This window comes from Vibrio sp. 1CM8B (assembly GCF_023161685.1).
GTDB lineage: Bacteria > Pseudomonadota > Gammaproteobacteria > Enterobacterales > Vibrionaceae > Vibrio > Vibrio coralliirubri.
Window position 1 is genome coordinate 104,664 of record NZ_JALNTU010000010.1, and the last position, 18,192, is coordinate 122,855.

Consider the following 18,192-nt stretch of genomic DNA (forward strand, 5'->3'; position numbering starts at 1 on the left):
ATGACAAACGCACTATTTCAACCAATTCAACTTGGTAATATCGAGCTTAAAAACCGTATTGTTATGCCACCGATGACGCGCTCTCGTGCAACGCAACCTGGTAATTCAGCAAACGACATGATGGCGGCTTACTACGCTCAACGCGCTTCTGCAGGTTTGATTGTTGCGGAAGGCACACAAATTTCACCTATGGGTCAAGGCTATGCTTGGACTCCGGGTATCTATTCTGACGAGCAGATTGCTGGTTGGAAAAAAGTGACTGATGCCGTACATGAAAAAGAGGGCGTTATCTTCGCTCAACTTTGGCATGTAGGCCGTGTAACACACCCAGACAACATTGGTGGTGAACAGCCAATCTCGTCTTCTGCACTTAAAGCAGAAAACGTAAAAGTATTCATCGATAACGGCACTGATGAACCGGGCTTTGTTGACGTGGTTGAACCTCGTGAGATGACGAAAGAAGACATCAAACAAGTGGTTGAACAGTATCGCCAAGCGGCTTTGAATGCTGTTGAAGCGGGCTTTGATGGTATCGAACTTCACGCCGCGAATGGTTACTTAATCAACCAATTCATTGATTCTGAAGCAAACAACCGCACTGACGAATACGGTGGTTCAATTGAAAACCGTTTACGCTTCCTAGGCGAAGTGGTTGAAGCTATGGTTGAAGCGATTGGTGCTGACCGTGTTGGTGTACGCCTTGCTCCGTTCACATCGTTGAATGGTACGGTTGACGCTACACCAGTAGAGACTTACACAGCAGCGACAGCACTACTTAACCTTTACAAAATTGTTTACCTGCACATTGCAGAAGTTGATTGGGACGATGCACCTGAAACGCCAAAAGCGTTCAAAGCGGCAGTTCGTGAAGCTTATGATGGTGTCCTTATTTATGCGGGTAAATATGATAGCGAGCGTGGCGAAAAGGCCGTTGCTGAAGGCGTAACTGACATGGTTGGCTTTGGTCGTCCATTCGTTGCGAACCCAGATTTACCAGCTCGTATTCAAAATGGTTACCCACTTGCGGCGCACGATCCAAACACATTGTTCGGTGGTGCTGAAAAAGGTTTAACGGATTACCCTGAATACGCAGGCTAAAAACAGCTGTTTGAAGCAGAGTATTGAGATAGTATCTTGATCCTGTTGAATGTTTATAAAAAGCAACCTTGCAGAGTCGGGTTGCTTTTTTTGTTATTGGACCAAGTAAAATGATGAATGTGAAAGCGATACGCGGAGAGCTTTACCTTCTATTTGCCACCCTGCTAGCTGGGGTGGGATGGATTGCATCTAAGCTGGTGGTATTAGAAATGCCTGGGCCAGTGTTCATTGGTGTGCGATTCCTCGTCGCGAGTCTTATTCTTCTGCCATTTTGTATTCACCATATTCGTAAGCTTTCGCTTAAGCAGATTCTGTCTCTTTGCGGCGTGGGTTTGTTGTTGTCTGCCTCATTGCAGGTATGGGTGTTTGCGGTTTCAGTGACGGAAAGCTTGTCGGAAGGGGCATTCATCATGAGCTTAGCCATGATCATTGCACCGTTTGTGTCTTGGATTTTGTTTCGAGTTAAGCCTAATCGTGCGTTTTGGATGTCTTTCCCGATCGCGATTATTGGCATGCTACTGCTGACTTTGGGCAATGGTTGGCATGTTGAGCAGAGTCAGATTTACTTCTTACTAGCATCGATGTTGTTGTCCGTTCACTTTGTGATGAACAAGCGTGTGATTACTAATATCAAGCCTATCGCATCAATCTGTGTGCAACTGTTTGTGGTGGGTGTGAGTGGTTTAGCCTTTGCTTCTATGACTGCTCAGCCGGAGTTCGAAATCACCAAAACCTTAGTCTTCTGGTTTATTGTCTCTGCGGTGATCGCAACGTCTATTCGTTACTTGCTGCAAACGGTCGGTCAGCACTCCGTGAACATGGAAGTGGCGGCATTGATCATGATTCTTGAGCCAGTGTGGACGCTGCTGTTAAGTGTGAGTGTGCTTGGCGAAAGTGTAGAGATGCAGAAGCTGCTCGGTGGAGCGGTGATCATTGCTTCACTGTTTTGCTATATCAAATGGTCGAGACGAAAATAAAACACTCGGCGCAAGACCGAGTGTGGGTTGTTTTTCAATACACGTTCAGAGTGTAATAATGTCTAAGCACTAAGCTTGCTAAGCAGTGAACGCGGTAAGATCAGATTGCCGCGACTACTTTCTGAAGTAGCTTGAGCATTTGTTGCTGTTCTTCAGCATCTAACTCGTTCATCAACTCTTTGTTTAAACGAACGGGGATAGGAACGAGTTGTTCTTCAAGTGCTTTGCCTTTTTCCGTTAAGTAAATTCGGAAAGAACGGCGACTGTTTGGATCGGCTCTGCGTTCGACCAGTTCAAGCTTTTCTAACTTGTCTAATGTGCGTGTCGTTGTTGAATTCTCGACTTTGGATTTCGCAGCAATATCACGCTGAGTCACACCTTCTTCTTCCCAAAGACACATCATGGTTGGCCATAGAGCAATGCTTAAGCCATGTTCTTTCAATTCCGTGTCGAAATCTTTGGTCGACTTATTGGCGATCACATTGATCATCCAACCAAAGCTTTTTTGTCTATCAAACTCTTCTGGCATCTTTCGCTACCTAATTTTACTGTGATATTACAACTATTGTCATCGTAACTAATACCGATGCAATTAGCACCAACAACGCTTTCCTATTTGATGAAAAAGCCAATTGACTGCCATTTCTGAAATAATCCGTTGACGCTGAATGGTTTTGTTTGCCTGTGATCATGGCAAGTACCAGAGGTTTTGAACGCAGTTTGTAGATGATAATGGCCACCAAGTGCAGTACGACAAAGACCACTAACATGCGGGCGGCAATGCCATGTACTGTGCATAACACATCGAATATTGCATCAGTAATCACGCGTTCCGAACCTGGAATCGCATCAAAGAAACCAGCAATAAGAAGCCCTGTCATACATTGGACAAACAGAGTCGTGATCATTCCTATCACCATCCAGGCACCCAACGGATTATGTCCCGGTTTTGGGCGAGCCTTTCCACGCAAGTAATTCCATGCCGATTTCGGGGAGCTAATGAATTGAGAAAAACGACTGGTATCACTGCCGACGATTCCCCAAACCAAGCGCCATAAAATCAGACTGAACAGCGCGAGGCCTAAGTAAACATGGGGGCCTTGTCCGTTAAATCCTGATGCAGCAAGACCAATAAAGAGTGCGGCTTGAAGCCAGTGATAAAGTCGAGTTGGTAGATCCCAGATTTTCATAATGCTTTTCCTGTTCGTAAATTTGCCTGATGGTAATAATTTACACAACAATAGTTGCTCGTGCAACTATTGTTGTGTAAATTAAATGCATCTCTTCGATTACGGTTGAATTATCAAGCCGTAATTCACTAAGAAACCAATCAGTAATTAACGAAGAAATCACTCAATCAATTAACCACTCAGTCAATTAATCACGAGGAATGACACTATGAAAAAATTCACTATCGCTTTAATCATCGCACTACCAACGATTGCTCTGCCTATGAACTCTGCAGCCGCAGCGGATGTTGTAAATAATCGTCAACAGGCTTTTAGCTCTATTGAAGAGGTCAGTAAACAAGTCGATTCAGAATTGAATAACAGTGACGTGGATTGGCTGAAGGTGGGCGAGTTAAGTGAAATGTTGGTGGAACATGGTGATGTCTTGAACGCGAGTTTTGCTGAAGGTGATACTGGAGGTAAGGCAAAAAAGGAGATTTGGAGCAAGCCTGAGAAATTTAACCAACTGATGTTACAGATGAACCAAGGCTTTGTAGATCTGTATCAGGCGAGTGTTGAACAAGACTTGTCGAGTGCAGAGCAAGGGTTAAATTCTGCGAATAAGACGTGCAAAGGGTGTCACCGTACTTATCGTTCTCGTTGGTAGTTTTTGAAAGGCCTTTAAAAACAAAAGCCTGTGCGGTTCGCGACAGGCTTGATGTGATAGTTGTTGGTGAGAGCTAAATATTTTCGCCCAAGCTAAAATACGCCAACACTTCATCTTCGCTGTTGTAGGTGAAGTCCATGCGAACATTGATACGCTCTTGACGCATTAGGCGATAACGCAGCCCCAATCCAACCATTGATAGAAGGTCACCATCATCAAAGCTATGGTATGGGTCTTTCGGGTTGAGCCTCTCACCAAATACTTTGCCGACACCGGTTAACCCGACCACAGAAACGTTGTTTAGGAAATTGATCGATGAGCCAGAAATTGAGTAGCGATATTCCATTTCTAGATTGGTCATATGAGAGGCTATATGATCCCCAGCAACAAAGCCTCGTTGAACGTTTCGCCCTTGTCGCCCGTAAGTGCTGTACGCACTGCTTGGGGCATTTTCAGCATCTAATAGGTAGCGAGTCACCCATCGGCTGGCAATAATATGGTTATCGTTATGGGTCAAACTGTAGAAAAAACGGTAGTCTGAAAACAGTGAAGAGTAGGTCGCATCTTCATCATTGCCTAACCAAGTCCCGTGGTTCTCATACGTGAGTTCGAATAAAAAGCCATGGTACGGATAATAGTAATGCTCTCGCTCATCCCACAAGAATGAAAGTTTAGCCCCAGTATCGGCTTCATATTCTTCGCTAAACCCTGTCAACTTCAATAACAACTTGTCACGGGGTGTGTCAGCTAAATAGCGAGCCGTAGAAAAGTCTAACCCCATACCTAGATAGATATTGTCATACACTTTGAAGTAGAAATCGCCATCGAACGCGTACTCTTGATGGTTGGTATCAACAAGGTCGACCAAGGTTATGTTGGTGCTAGAGAACCCCATCTCACCGCTAAATCTTATTGAGTCACCTTTCAGCAAAAGCTCCGCATTACCTTTGATGTAATAGCTGTCGTTCTGTGTGTAAGTCAGTGTCGCTGATAATGTGGAAGCGTTCTTGGTTTCGCCATCGGCGTAGAAGTTATAGATGGGCACCACAGAGATCCCGGTATCTACACTCGGGTCATAAAAGGGGATCGCGATAACACGAAATTGGTCATCGAGTTCTGGTTCTTTTGATTCTCGTGTATCAACTTCGAATGCGGAACTAGAGAAACTGGCAACAGAAGAGAAGAGGGCTGTTGTCAAAAAAGAGTGTCGAGTCATGTAGAGAGTTACGTCCAATGTAAGGTTGACCACAGAGCAATGGGAGCTTGCGGATCAGGAGCATAACACGTCATTTATACTGATTAATAGTAAGGGAATGGTTAACCCTGTAAATATACCGTACAGAAATGAGTACAGTTGATAACATCGACAATAAAAAAATGGTGAGAAAAATTCTCACCATTTCGTTGCGTTTTCGTCGTGAATTACTCGTTGATGGTGACTTTAGTAATCACAATATCTTCGCAAGGCACATCTTCGTGTCCCCAGCGAATGGTTGTTGGTGCTTCCGCAATTTTGTTTACCACATCCATACCCGCTGAAACCTTACCGAATACTGCGTAACCCCAGCCAGCATTGGTTGTTGAGGTGTGATCTAGGAAATCGTTGTCATCAAGGTTGATGAAGAACTGCGCCGTTGCAGAATGTGGTGCATCAGTACGAGCCATTGCCACAGAACCAATTACGTTCTTTAAGCCACGGTTTGCTTCGTTGACGATCGGTGCACGAGTTGGTTTTTCTGTCATGTCGATAGTGTGTCCACCACCTTGAATCATGAAACCTTCAATAACACGGTGAAATGTCGTGCCTTCGTAGAAACCGTCTTGGCAGTATTTAAGGAAGTTTTTCGACGTTACTGGCGCTTTTTCAAGGTTCAGCTCAATCTCGATATCGCCAAAGTTGGTGGTGAAAGTAATCATAGGGCTACCTAAAGTTGAAGTTTTACTGAGTCGTAATGACGAAAGTGGGTTGCAGTATAGGGAAAATAACAGCGGATACCAGTGATGGTTTTATTGTGGTTGAATTCTCGTCAACCACCAAAATCACGCCCGATATTGCTTAAGAAACATCTCGACACTTGAAGTAATGATCACTTGTTTGTGCGCAGCATCCGGTGACGGCACATGGCCAATGATTTGCGGCCAAAACGCAAAAGACTTAAGCAGACCAATGAACTGCGTGGAGGCGAATTGTGGGTCAAGATCGATTAGACGACCGTCTGCCAATGCGGCTTTAATCCAGGTTGTAAGTCCACTTTCTGCTTGGGAATATTTTTCCATCGCTTGATGCGCCAGTTCTACGTTATGGAAATACTCTGAGAACAACACGCGTGACAGGTCGATGAAGCCTTCAGACTCAAGTAATTCAAGTTCTTGATTGGCTATCGATGAAAGCTGTTCTTCAAGTGGCAGTTCTGCTTGATAAGGGAAATGCGTAGCGGCCAGAGTTTTGCTCCAAATACTGTCTAGAATCTCATCTAAAAGCAGTTCTTTGCTGGCAAAGTGATTGTATACGGTGCGCTTTGATACTTCTGCGCGGCTCGATATTTTATCCATGCTGGTGGCCTTGTAGCCATGCTCAGTAAACTCTGCGATAGCAGCGGCAACGATCGATTCACGTTTTCTTTGGCTCAGCGTTTTTTTTACAGTCATCGGGATACTACTCAATATGTCGCGGTTAGCATTGCATACGCTAATTTTACACCAGTAAGTTTACTTTTAGAACACCAATCCGTGTATTGGTAATTCGGTCGATAGCAACTGAATCGCTTTGCAATGCACTGTGGGTATCATAGAATCGAAAGTGTATTCGAATTTTATTGATATCAACGGAAGAGAATAAACAATCAATGAGTAGTATTTTAGAGTGTATTCGTACAGTTGGACGAGGAGAAAGAGGGCGTAAGCCTTTATCGTTCGAACAGGCCTACCGCATCATGGATGAGTATTTAAGCGGAGAGGTCGGTGACGACCAAATGGCTATGCTACTGATGCTGATTCGTGTGCAGAATGAAACTAATGAAGAGATCGCTGGCTTTGTAAAAGCGTTTCAATCTCGAGTGCCAGATTTAGGCGCTGATATTGATTGGCCGTGTTATGCAGGTAAGCGTAACGATAACGCCAGTGGCAAGCCTTGGAACTTGTTGGCAGCAAAAATACTCGCTGACAATGGCTATAAACTGTTAATGCATGGCTATATGGATAAGCCGAGCGGTAGGACGCACGTTGAAAGCCATTTGCAAGATGTCGGTGTGCAAAGTGCTGAGAACCCTGAACATGCTAAGTCGATTCTTGAACAAGACGGCATTGCTTATTTACCGCTAGCTAACTTTGCGCCCGAAGCACAAACCATGATTGGTTGGAAACACCGTTACGGTTTGAGAACACCAATTAACACGGTAGTTCGAGCATTGAATCCTGGTGGTGGCCGTTTAGGTTTGCGTGGCAGTTTCCATCCTGGCTTCCCACAACTTCATGCGGAAGTTGAGCATGTTATCGGAAATAAATCCCACTCGGTGATTTCATTCAAAGGGATGAACGGTGAGTCGGAATATAATCCGAAAGTTAGCCAAACGGTGTGGATGAGCTCCCCTGACAAAGTCGAATCGTTCTACTGGGAAGAGATGATGAACCTAGAGTTGCCACTTCCTAGTCAATGTGTACTTGGTACGTCGGCTGAAGAGATGGCGCTAATGGCGAATACCGTTGTCGACAGCATGACAGCCATTCTGTTTGCGGAAACGCACGATAAAACTGAGGCATACCAGAAAGCGGTGCGTTTGTGGCATGGGTATTGTGCGCGTTAGATGATGGTTTGTAGCCAATGAGAGAAGGTCAGCGAGCGCTGGCCTTTTTTATGCTTAATTTCTAGTAATGGCTTTTCGTGCGTGCCCAAATAATAGAGCTACTTCACTCGCATCAAGCGATGCATTTTGTCTTCGAACTGAATCTCAATCACCTGTGAGATTTTCATCTTATCAACACGATCAAGCATTCTCGCTTGGTAATCACGTTTTTTCATCCACTCTAGCGGTTCTTTAAATCCATCTTCATTAATCACAAACGACTGATCGGTAATAGAGTCTTCAAAGATATGAACCACCCAAATGCGTGATTGGAAATCCAATAACTCACTAAAGTAGCTTTTTAACTTAGATAAGGAATTCGTTAGATACGTTTTAGGTGAGGTTTGAGAAGACATAGTAAACCGTATTTGGACAATGAAAATCGGCAAGGACGCCGTCTGATCATTATAGCCTTTACCCGTTAGGCTTGTCAGGTCGAATTCGGCAGCCATTCACGCTAATGCTTTGCTATTGCTACTGTGGCTGCCAGTTCGTGATTAACCAAACCGGTGTCGGATTCACTATTTAACGAATAGGCCGAAGTCGATCTCTTGTTCTCTTTGATACTTCACCAGCTTCACTTTTAGGTCGTGTTTTGCTGCTAAATCAATGGCTAAGCATGACATGCGTTTTATCTCATCAACGCAGCTTGATATCAGCGGTTTTTCTTGATTATCGATAGTGGCGATGAGTGTGTTTTCTGTGCCGTCGTTACCTGCATAAACATACGCGTACATGTTGTTGTCGTGTTGCATAAACTTCCTAAATCGGGATTTCTAATTGTTAGTGCGGTGAAGATTACAGGGTTTATTTACGCAGGCTAGTTTGGCTAAGTAAGGTTAAGCAAGGGAAAGTAAGGCTTTGTAAGGGCTCTTTTTTTCTTTTTTCTGGCGTTCGAAAACGTGCTCAACCCTTTGTTTGTCTCACTTTTTTGTCTTGTTAGGTTTTGCCTATCAATAAAATTGTTGAAATCCATTTAGTAAAATCAAGATTTTAGACAACAATTAACTTAACAAGATAGAAAAATATATGACGCAAAGTATTTAGGGAGAACGCAATGCATTCTATTAAAGTGAAAGATTACATGACGCAGCAGGTTGTGACATTTACTCCTGATATGCCGTTAAGTCTAGCGTTAGACAAAGTGATGCGTAGTCACCACATGGGTGGACCCGTAATCGACGATAATGAACAAGTGATTGGCTTCCTTTCAGAGCAGGATTTACTCGAGAAACTTGTGAAGGTCAGTTACTTCTGCCAAGACACACACCTTGTGGGTGACTGCATGTACCAAGAAGTGCTGTCGGTGTCCCCTGACTTATCCATTATTGAATTGGCGGACATGATGCAGGTTGGAAAACCTAAAGCATACCCTGTGATCGATAATCGAAAACTGGTGGGTATTATCACCAGAACCGATGTTTTGAGAGCAATCGGCAAGAACTTGGAAGAATGCTTCAAACATCAGGTATAGTAGCGTGTTAAGAACGATTATTTTTCTCAATACCCTCAATTGAAAAAAGGCGCACTAGCGCCTTTTTTCTGTATAGCGCTTTTCTTGGTCGATCCTTTCTTTGGGGATCCGTATCCTGTTGATCTGTTGATTAGCTGATTGGGCTTTAGCTCTGGGTATTCCAACTTTTGGAGGTATCATGTCAAATCAAACGGCAAAGTTTGTTGAAGGTTCAACGATGCGCCACATATTGGTGATGTCGGGGGCTGGCTCTGTTGGTTTGATGGCGTTATTCGTGGTCGACTTACTCGACATGCTGTTTATCAGTATGCTCGGACAGGTCGAATTAGCTGCTGCGGTAGGCTTTGCAGGTACGCTGACTTTCTTTTCTACCTCCGTTTCTATCGGTACTTCCATTGCCATGGGCGCATTAGTGTCCAAAGCCATCGGCTCAAAGAATCAAGAGCACGCTCGAAACCTAAGCACCAGTATCATGATGACTGCGTTTGTTATCAGTTCAACCATAACTGCAATCATGTTCGCTTATATTCCAGAGCTGCTAGCCGCGATAGGCGCTAAAGGGATTGCGGCCGAGCGCGCTCAAGCTTACCTACAGATTTTGCTACCAAGTGGTCCATTTTTGGCGTTAGCGATGGCAGCGGGTGCGGGCTTAAGAGCGGCAGGTGATGCCAAACGTTCGATGTGGGCAACTTTGTCGGGCGGCATTGTTAACGCGATTCTCGATCCTCTGTTTATTTTTGGTTTTGGTTGGAACATCGAAGGGGCGGCTATCGCTTCGGTTGTCGCTCGTTTCTCGGTGCTATTCTTTTCGCTTTATCCTCTTATTCGCAGCCATCAGCTGGTGGCTCCGCCTTCTTTTATGCAATGGCGTCTTAATATTCGACCAATATTGGCGATTGCGTTGCCTGCGATTATCACCAATACCGCAACGCCTATCGGTAACGCGATTGTGACAACGGGTATCGCACAGTATGGTGAGGATTTTGTCGCGGGCTTTGCCGTTATAGGTCGTCTGACGCCAGTTTGTTTTGCGGTTATCTTTGCCTTGTCTGGCGCTGTGGGGCCAATCATTGGTCAGAACTTTGGTGCTGAACGCATGGACCGAGTGAAAGAAACACTCAATAACTCATTATTGGTTACTACGGCATACACCATTGCTGTTTGTATTCTGTTGTACTTTGTTCAAGGTTATGTCATTCAAGGCTTTAGTCTACAAGGTGATGCAGCAATCATTGTGGCGGCTTTCTGTACCTATGTGGCGTTAACCTTCACCTTTAACGGCGCGCTATTTGTTGCCAACACCTCTTTTAATAACCTAGGTAAACCGCTTTACTCGACAGCACTGAATCTGGGTAAAGCGACGTTAGGTACTCTGCCATTCGTCTATCTAGGTTCGCAGTGGTATGGCGCTTTGGGTGTTCTTTATGGTCAAGCTTTGGGTAATGTTCTGTTCGGGATTTTAGGTATCTTGGTGCTTCGACATCATATCGCTGAGCTGATGCAAGGCTCTCAAGTCGACCCTGTGGAAGATGATGTGTCGATTGTCAGCTTGAACACACAGCCATTCTGTTCACACGATGCGGTACTTATCGATGATGTATCGGCAAACCGTGAAGAGTGTGCGGAGCTTAAATCTCAGTAAGCTATCGGCGCTGGCATAATATTTTTGTTTTCTTGAAAACTTCTTCTTGACCTTGGAGTAGCCTCCAAGGTTTATACTTTTGATGAACTTAAGGTTCTGTTGCTCGTGAGTTAGCAACAACCTCAAGGCTTTTGAGTATTAAGGAGATATTTTATGTGCGCAAAACATGCAGCGTGCCGCTCAGCAAAAGTGGACGTTCAAACTCAAGCGGCAGGAGCAAGCTGCTCTAGCCCTAAAATTTCAAGCATCACAGCAGCAGGTACTTCATCTGGTTGTTGTAGCTCTTCTGCTGCACCTTCATCGTCTGGAGATGATTGTTGTAGTTCGTCGGACAGTGGAGAAGAAGACAGTCAGTCCTCAACTTTATCTCTCGATGCCAAATTTTCGAAAAGTTGGCTGGTTGCCGGAATGGACTGCCCAGCTTGTGCAAGAAAAATAGAAAACGCGATCAGCAATATTGACGGTGTTATTCAAGCGAAGGTTCTCTTTGCTACCGAAAAGCTGGTTGTGAAATTCGATAATGAAAGCCTTGCTGACACCATTGAACAGGTCTCTATCAAAACGGGTTTCCCTCTTACGGAAGTCGGTTCAAAGAAAGAAAAACAACAACCTGAGACTTTTTGGCAAGCTTATATCCAACCTAATTTACAGATTATCGCGATTGCAGCGGCAATGCTGATTGCTGCGCTTCTGAAAAGTACCTCTCCTCAATTAAGCGAAGGCTTGTTTACGGTAACTTGTCTGCTTGGTTTATATCCGGTGGCGAAGAAAGCGGTTCAGCTGGCACGTTCAGGTACACCGTTTGCTATTGAAACCTTAATGAGTGTCGCCGCGCTGGGTGCTTTGTACCTTGGTGAAACTGCGGAAGCGGCGATGGTTCTATTGTTGTTCTTGATTGGTGAGCGCTTAGAAGCGTTTGCTTCATCTAGAGCAAGAAGTGGCGTTCAAGCGCTAATGGCATTGGTACCAGAAAACGCGACTAAGATCATCAACGGCGAACGTGTAGAAGTTGCCGTCAGTGAACTGGTTCCCGGTGATGTGATTGAAGTGGCTGCGGGCTCTCGTTTACCTGCTGACGGACAATTGATTACAGACGCGGCAAGCTTTGATGAAAGTGCGTTAACCGGTGAATCTGTTCCTGTTGAACATATCGAAGGTAACAGCATCATGGCTGGCGCTGTGGTGGTCGATAAAGTGGTTCGTGTCACCATCACTTCAAAACAGGGTGAGAATGCGATCGATCGTATTCTTCATCTGATTGAAGAAGCAGAATCACGTAAAGCACCACTAGAGCGATTCCTCGATAAGTTCAGCCGTTGGTACACACCGTTAATGATGGTAGTGGCTCTGTTGGTCATCATCACGCCACCATTGTTGTTTGCACAGCCATGGGAAACATGGGTATACCGTGGCCTAGCGCTGTTATTGATTGCTTGTCCGTGTGCCTTGGTTATCTCGACTCCTGCAGCGATTACTTCTGGTTTGGCTGCAGCAGCGAAACGTGGCGCGCTCATTAAAGGCGGCGCAGCGCTAGAGCAGCTTGGTAAAATCCAAACCATCGCCTTCGATAAGACAGGCACACTGACCGAAGGTAAGCCTCAGGTTACGGATATTCAACCTCTATCGGGTTGGCAGCAAGATGCGATGCTGCGTGTGGTTGGAGCAATCGAAGTGGGTTCTACTCACCCATTGGCGCAGTCGCTAGTTGCTAAAGTGAAAGAACTGAATGTCGAAATTCCAGAGTCACACAACAAGACCGCGCTGATCGGTAGTGGTGTTGAAGGCGATGTCGACGGAATTAAGTATCAGGTTCTATCGCCTTCTAAGGTGACGTTCGATCTTGGTGCCGATGTTGTTTCTCAAGTTGAGGCATTAGAAGGCGAGGGCAAGACGGTTGTGGTTGCTCTTGAGCTTAAAGATGAAGAAGAATCAACCGAGCAAGCTGCGACTGTGATTGGTCTGATTGCTTGGCAAGATACGTTACGCAGTGACGCTAAGCTTGCGATTGAACGACTTAATGACTTGGGTATTCAATCTATCATGCTGACCGGCGATAACCCGCGCAGTGCAGCTGCGATCAGTAGCAAGATTGGTATGCAGTACAAGGCAAGCCTATTGCCAAGCGACAAGGTATCTTACGTTGAGGAGTTATCTCAACAGTCGCACGTGGCGATGGTCGGTGATGGCATTAATGATGCACCAGCAATGAAAACAGCGAATGTCGGCATCGCAATGGGTGGTGGTACGGATGTCGCTTTGGAAACGGCGGATTCAGCGCTGACTCATAACCGTTTAACTGAGCTGCCAGCGATGATTGAACTGTCGCAAGCGACCATGAACAACATCCGTCAAAACGTAGCCCTTGCGCTTGGTTTGAAGGGCGTATTCTTGGTGACAAGCTTGTTAGGTATTACCGGTTTGTGGGTGGCAGTTTTAGCGGATAGTGGTGCAACTGCATTGGTGACATTGAACGCATTGCGTCTGCTTCGATTCAAATCTAAAGCGGACTAAATCGAGCTCACCGACATAGAGCATTCTTAATATAAAAGATAGAGCATTCTTAATATAAAAGCGCCTTTAGCGGTAATACGTTAAAGGCGCTTTTTGTCTCATTAGTATGCAACATAAGCGTGCGGATTGCTTATTTTTGTGATGCCAATCGTTTTTTTGTGAAACTTGAATTATTGTTGCGATCATTCATGTGACATGTGTCACTTCATTTTGTAATGAGCTTGGTTAGAGTGTGTTCGTACCCCACGAATTTACTATGAGCTTAAATAAGGGTAAAAAGCCCAATAAGCCAAAAGGAGCGAACTATGTCTCAAGCTGTTTTCCACTTAGGTGTTACTGAAGCAGATCTTAACGGTGCTACTCTTGCGATCATCCCTGGTGATCCTGCTCGTGTGCAAAAAATTGCAGAAGAGATGGAGAACCCAGTATTCCTTGCTAGTCACCGTGAATACACGCTTTACCGCGCAGAGCTAGACGGCAAACCAGTTGTTGTATGTTCAACAGGTATTGGTGGTCCATCGACTTCTATCGCAGTTGAAGAGCTTGCTCAACTTGGTGTTCGCACTTTCCTACGTGTTGGTACGACTGGTGCTATCCAGCCACATGTAAACGTGGGTGACATGATTGTTTCTACAGGTTCTGTTCGTCTAGACGGCGCTAGCCTACACTTTGCTCCTATGGAGTTCCCAGCAGTGGCTGACTTTGAAGTTGCAACAGCAATGAAAGCGGCAGTTGATGAATCAGGTGCAACAGTTCACATGGGCGTAACGGCATCAAGTGATACGTTCTACCCAGGTCAAGAGCGTTACGACACGTTCTCTGGTCGCGTTGTTAAGCGTTTCCAAGGTTCTATGCAAGAATGGCAAGACATGGGCGTTCTAAACTTCGAGATGGAATCTGCAACACTACTAACAATGTGTGCAAGTTCTGGTCTGAAAGCAGGTTGTGTTGCTGGTGTAATCATCAACCGTACTCAAAAAGAGACGCCTGATCACGACACTCTAAAAGTAACGGAAGCGCGCTCAATCAAAGTGGTTGTAGAAGCTGCTCGTAAAATGCTTTAAGTCTTAAAGTGCTCTGAGTTTTAGAGAGCATTAAGTCTTCAAGTGACATTAAATTTTGAAAATGGCCGCATCGAATGATGCGGCCATTTTTTATGTGGCAGATAAAGTAGACAAGAAAAGTATCAGATACAAAAAAGGCGAGTGACTCAATGGTCATTCGCCTTTTTAACAATCTGCTTAAGAGCATTGAGCTCTCATGAGTTTATTGGTTTTTAGTACTCTAGATCTTCACTGCCACCCGCAGCCGTAAACCATGCCGTTAGGTGAGTTTTAAGATCTTTCAATTCGTCAGGGCCAATCAATGCAAGGCCAAGATCTTCAGCTCGTGTGATGTCGTTATGGCGAAGAGGGCGGAAGCTCACCAACATTGCACGTGCTTGTAGGCCACCTAGCAGGTCTCTAAGCGATTCCAGTTTGTACAAGGTGTCATCACCATCATCACGCATACCTTTGGTCTTACATTCGATGATGTGCAGCTTATTGTTCACCACTGATGCTACGTCAAGCTCGTTTCGAACCTCACGTTCACCAAGTTGACGGTATACCTGAACATTCAACGAACGGTCTTGGATAGTCGGCATGTCATCTTGGATTTGTTTCACTGTGCTGTGAACCAGAGTTTCTAACCATTCACCGTTTGAGAAGCGGCGCGCGTCTTCGTTGGCAAAGGTTAAAATACCATTGTCGTAAGTCGCAATCTTAGCTTCAACTAAATCGCTTAGCAGCATGTTGAGCTCGCGATAGCCTTGTTGTTTCTCAGATAGTCCAACATCAAGTTTCTGTTCTTTACGGCAGGTCGTTGCTAGGTAGTTCAATGTCGCAAGACCTGGGCCTAATTCGAGTGCGTTACTTGCCCAACGCTCACCCAGTTCATACAGTTTCTGATCAAGTTGCGGAGACAGCTGTACATCGCTGAATTCACCACGAGCACCAAATACCGTTAGGTAGTCGTCGATAGTAATGCGGTCTTGAACTTGTGCGTCTTCTTTGCCATTTGGGTACAACCAGCAAAGTTTGTCACTGTTTGGTTCAACCACGAAGATTGGCCAGTGGTAAGTGCGGAATACTTCGTACACAGAAAGTAGGCGGTGACGCAGGCCACAACTTGCGTTGAGCTTCACTTCTTGGCCGCGAGCTTTGAGGTCTTCGGCAAGAGTTTGGATAGATTCTTTAATAACGGATGTGTTTACGATGGTCGGAATTTCGAAAAACTCACTGGTAATGTCGCGCTTCTGCAAAACGCTGTCTAAACGTTTGTACATACTGACTTGATTTTTGTCGCCGATAAACACGATGTGAGTGCTGACCGTTCGGTTATCAAGTAAAGGGGTGAGCAAGCGAATGGGGTCTTGATCGATAATGCCAACATGAACAGCCATATAAATTCCTTAATAGCGGCTCGCTCATAAAGGTGAAAGAAAAAACGGGAAGCAGCAAGCCTTAATAATCATATAATGACAAAGCTCATAAAAAACAAGGGCAACCCTTGATAAAAGTTGCCCTAGCTCAATTAGTTACCACTATTGGGTAAGAAGTCTCAAGAATCTCACTAAATATCTATCGATTCTTCATTTATCTATAGTTTGAATTGATGTACTAAATCACCTTGCTGATTCGCCAGAATCGTTAGGTTTTGGCTTGCCTCTGCAATTGAAGACATCGCTTGGTAGCTCTTATCTGCGATGTGGTTGATGTCTTCGATGTTGCGTGCAATATCACCAGACGTTTCACTCTGCTCAGCGGCTGCTTGAGAGATGTGTGTACTCATGTGGCTGATCTCTAGAATCAAGGCTTGGATCTCTTCCATCGCACTGTTTGCACTTGAAGCTTGTTGAACCGACATGTCCATATCGCTCATACAGCTTTCAATTACGTTACTTGCAGTTTTTGAGCTTGATTGCAGGTTGCTGATCATGGTCTCAATTTCAGAGGTTGATTGAGTGGTCTTCTGTGCTAGCACTCGAACTTCATCGGCAACGACTGCAAACCCACGACCTTGTTCACCCGCACGCGCTGCTTCGATTGCCGCATTAAGTGCAAGTAGGTTGGTCTGTTCAGCAATGCCACGAATAACGTCAAGGATTGAACCAATCTGGCTACTCATCTGTTGTAGCTCGCCAACAGCGCCCACTGATTCAGTCAAGCGAACCTCTAGCTGATTAATGGTGCTGATGTTGGTGTTCATAATCTGACGACCAGACTCAGAAGCCGATTCTACTTGTTGAACCATGGTTAGTGAACTTTGCGCGCTGTTCGCCACTTCTTGTACAGAATGAGACATCTCTGTCATTGCGGTCGCAACGGTAGCGGTTTGTTCGCGTTGGCTGTTCAATTGAGCTTGTGTTTCAGATGACGTCTTCTGGTTGACGCTTGCAGTCTTAGTTAAGTCATCTGAAGCATCATTCAGCTTCACAAGGATGTTGTGCAGGTTGTCCGCTAAGGTGTTGATGTGACGGCTCACACGGCTGAATTCGTTGTCGTAACGAATGTCGATACGCTGAGTCATATCGCCTTCGGTTAGACCTTCTAAAGTACCTAGGATGCGAGTTAATGGCTCTCTTACGCTATGTGCAATGTGGTAACCAATTGCAGCTGCGAACACGGTTACAACAATGCCAATGGCAATCGCGTTGAATAGGCCTTTGTCGTAGATGCTGCTTGCGTCTGCTAGTGATGAGTTTAGTTGCTCTTCAGCAGTCACGTTGAACGAGTCCAAAACAGCCATTGCTTGGTCAACTTCTACGGCTAGGTTGGCGATGTTCACGTACAGCGCTTGCTTGGCTTGTAGGTAGTTGTTGTGTTTGTCTAGTACGCCACCTTTCTGACCAACGTCTTTGGTGAACTTCTGAACCGACTCATCGAAGACATTTTTAAGTGCTGGCAGTTGTGTTGATAGACCGCGATAAGCGTAGTTAAGGTGAGTAACGGCCTTTTTATTTTGGTTAACGGCTTTCTGAACGAAGGCAACATCAGAGCTAGCTAGTGCATCAGAGGTGATGACCTCTGCGTCTTGCAGTTTAATGAAGTAGCTCTTTGCCATCACTTTAACAGAGATACTTTTTTGGTCGGCAACGTACTCTTTCATACCAACGGTTAATTCTGAATGTAAGCGTTGGAAGTCACGAGAGGCTTTTTGTACTTGTTCTTGTGCTTCGAACATCGCAACGTAGTTGTTCATTGCTTCGTCAGCTTCGGCGAAGTAGCGTTCTTCCATTGCTCTTAATTGCGCGATGCGTTCAATAAGTGAAGCATTGTTTTGGCTTGCCGCTTCTAAACTACCGAGAACTTCTGAAAACGAGTTTTGTGATGCAGCAAATTCTGTACGCATTGCAGACATGCGTTCAGCGTTTTGTGTGGTTAAGAAATCTTTGAATGACTTATCAGCAGAAAGCAATTGAACACTTGTTTGATTTGAAAGCGCGACAAGTGGTAATGAGGTTTCTGAGACACTCTCAAAATTGCTGTGTATCTGATTCATGCTGTTCATCATGATAGTTATCGTGACTGCGAACATGATGATGATCAGTGCGAAACCAGCGTACATACGCTTGATCACAGATCCCTTCATGGCTTTCTCCCTAAATAAAAATGCAGACCTAATGTCAGGTCAAAGTAAAACTAACAAAATTATCAGCATTCTATTGAGCTCGTCTTACGCATTTTATGACGCACACGTCAAAAATAGCGCTCAGTTATAACCAACATGCCATTCTTGAGAGCTAAGGCTCGTTTTTTTTGATTTGAACGG

The 18,192-nt window shown here is 45.0% G+C and carries 17 protein-coding genes; 8 read left to right on the plus strand and 9 right to left on the minus strand.

The window, feature by feature from the left end; translation table 11 throughout:
- Together MSG36_RS18035 and MSG36_RS18040 are read left to right on the plus strand one after the other, a co-directional pair.
- On the plus strand, window positions 1-1,098 hold the full coding sequence (locus MSG36_RS18035) for an alkene reductase (RefSeq protein WP_248369149.1): 1,098 nt from the start codon (window positions 1-3) through the stop codon (window positions 1,096-1,098).
- 110 nt (window positions 1,099-1,208) lie between these two features.
- Window positions 1,209-2,075, plus strand: coding sequence for a DMT family transporter (locus MSG36_RS18040; protein WP_248369151.1), 867 nt, complete (start codon window positions 1,209-1,211; stop codon window positions 2,073-2,075).
- Window positions 2,076-2,175: 100 nt separating this feature from the next.
- Here MSG36_RS18040 and MSG36_RS18045 read toward each other — a convergent pair whose 3' ends face one another.
- Both MSG36_RS18045 and MSG36_RS18050 read right to left on the minus strand, forming a co-directional pair.
- Entirely contained in the window at window positions 2,176-2,604 is a 429-nt protein-coding gene (locus MSG36_RS18045; RefSeq protein ID WP_050622032.1) for a MarR family transcriptional regulator, read from the minus strand.
- Between the two features lie 16 nt (window positions 2,605-2,620).
- Window positions 2,621-3,265 carry a cytochrome b/b6 domain-containing protein gene (locus MSG36_RS18050; RefSeq protein WP_248369153.1) on the minus strand — a complete coding sequence of 215 codons (645 nt, stop codon included), beginning with the start codon at window positions 3,263-3,265 and terminating at the stop codon, window positions 2,621-2,623.
- 208 nt (window positions 3,266-3,473) lie between these two features.
- Between MSG36_RS18050 and MSG36_RS18055 the strand changes: the two genes are divergently transcribed.
- Window positions 3,474-3,911 carry a cytochrome c gene (locus MSG36_RS18055; protein WP_248369155.1) on the plus strand — a complete coding sequence of 146 codons (438 nt, stop codon included), beginning with the start codon at window positions 3,474-3,476 and terminating at the stop codon, window positions 3,909-3,911.
- A gap of 73 nt (window positions 3,912-3,984) precedes the next feature.
- Here MSG36_RS18055 and MSG36_RS18060 read toward each other — a convergent pair whose 3' ends face one another.
- The 3 genes from MSG36_RS18060 to MSG36_RS18070 all read right to left on the minus strand — a co-directional run bounded on the left by MSG36_RS18060 (window position 3,985) and on the right by MSG36_RS18070 (window position 6,560).
- Window positions 3,985-5,109 carry a BamA/TamA family outer membrane protein gene (locus MSG36_RS18060; protein WP_248369157.1) on the minus strand — a complete coding sequence of 375 codons (1,125 nt, stop codon included), beginning with the start codon at window positions 5,107-5,109 and terminating at the stop codon, window positions 3,985-3,987.
- 224 nt (window positions 5,110-5,333) lie between these two features.
- On the minus strand, window positions 5,334-5,828 hold the full coding sequence (locus MSG36_RS18065) for a peptidylprolyl isomerase (protein ID WP_048616619.1): 495 nt from the start codon (window positions 5,826-5,828) through the stop codon (window positions 5,334-5,336).
- Window positions 5,829-5,951: 123 nt separating this feature from the next.
- Window positions 5,952-6,560 (minus strand): TetR/AcrR family transcriptional regulator, encoded by a 609-nt coding sequence (locus MSG36_RS18070; RefSeq protein WP_248369159.1) that lies wholly within the window; start codon window positions 6,558-6,560, stop codon window positions 5,952-5,954.
- A 167-nt stretch (window positions 6,561-6,727) separates the two neighbouring features.
- On the opposite strand from MSG36_RS18070, the gene MSG36_RS18075 reads away from it, so the two are divergent.
- Window positions 6,728-7,714, plus strand: a complete 987-nt coding sequence (locus tag MSG36_RS18075) for a glycosyl transferase family protein (protein ID WP_282452248.1) — start codon at window positions 6,728-6,730, stop codon at window positions 7,712-7,714.
- Between the two features lie 98 nt (window positions 7,715-7,812).
- On the opposite strand, the gene MSG36_RS18080 is transcribed toward MSG36_RS18075, so the two are convergent.
- The gene (locus MSG36_RS18080) at window positions 7,813-8,109 is read right to left on the minus strand and encodes a hypothetical protein (protein ID WP_050622140.1); all 297 of its coding nucleotides are present in this window, start codon (window positions 8,107-8,109) and stop codon (window positions 7,813-7,815) included.
- A gap of 165 nt (window positions 8,110-8,274) precedes the next feature.
- On the minus strand, window positions 8,275-8,508 hold the full coding sequence (locus MSG36_RS18085; protein WP_048609358.1) for a hypothetical protein: 234 nt from the start codon (window positions 8,506-8,508) through the stop codon (window positions 8,275-8,277).
- A 302-nt stretch (window positions 8,509-8,810) separates the two neighbouring features.
- On the opposite strand from MSG36_RS18085, the gene MSG36_RS18090 reads away from it, so the two are divergent.
- The 4 genes from MSG36_RS18090 to udp all read left to right on the plus strand — a co-directional run bounded on the left by MSG36_RS18090 (window position 8,811) and on the right by udp (window position 14,444).
- Complete coding sequence (locus MSG36_RS18090) at window positions 8,811-9,227, plus strand: CBS domain-containing protein (RefSeq protein WP_017060213.1); 417 nt, start codon at window positions 8,811-8,813, stop codon at window positions 9,225-9,227.
- Between the two features lie 178 nt (window positions 9,228-9,405).
- Window positions 9,406-10,869, plus strand: coding sequence for an MATE family efflux transporter (locus MSG36_RS18095; protein ID WP_248369163.1), 1,464 nt, complete (start codon window positions 9,406-9,408; stop codon window positions 10,867-10,869).
- A 153-nt stretch (window positions 10,870-11,022) separates the two neighbouring features.
- Window positions 11,023-13,380 carry a zinc/cadmium/mercury/lead-transporting ATPase gene (locus tag MSG36_RS18100; protein WP_248369166.1) on the plus strand — a complete coding sequence of 786 codons (2,358 nt, stop codon included), beginning with the start codon at window positions 11,023-11,025 and terminating at the stop codon, window positions 13,378-13,380.
- A 305-nt stretch (window positions 13,381-13,685) separates the two neighbouring features.
- Complete coding sequence (udp, locus tag MSG36_RS18105; RefSeq protein WP_017065292.1) at window positions 13,686-14,444, plus strand: uridine phosphorylase; 759 nt, start codon at window positions 13,686-13,688, stop codon at window positions 14,442-14,444.
- A gap of 212 nt (window positions 14,445-14,656) precedes the next feature.
- Here udp and MSG36_RS18110 read toward each other — a convergent pair whose 3' ends face one another.
- Both MSG36_RS18110 and MSG36_RS18115 read right to left on the minus strand, forming a co-directional pair.
- Entirely contained in the window at window positions 14,657-15,823 is a 1,167-nt protein-coding gene (locus MSG36_RS18110; protein WP_048609362.1) for a DUF1887 family protein, read from the minus strand.
- Between the two features lie 197 nt (window positions 15,824-16,020).
- A complete protein-coding gene (locus MSG36_RS18115) occupies window positions 16,021-18,012 on the minus strand; it encodes a methyl-accepting chemotaxis protein (protein ID WP_048609363.1) in 1,992 nt (663 codons plus the stop codon).
- Window positions 18,013-18,192 lie beyond the last annotated feature (180 nt).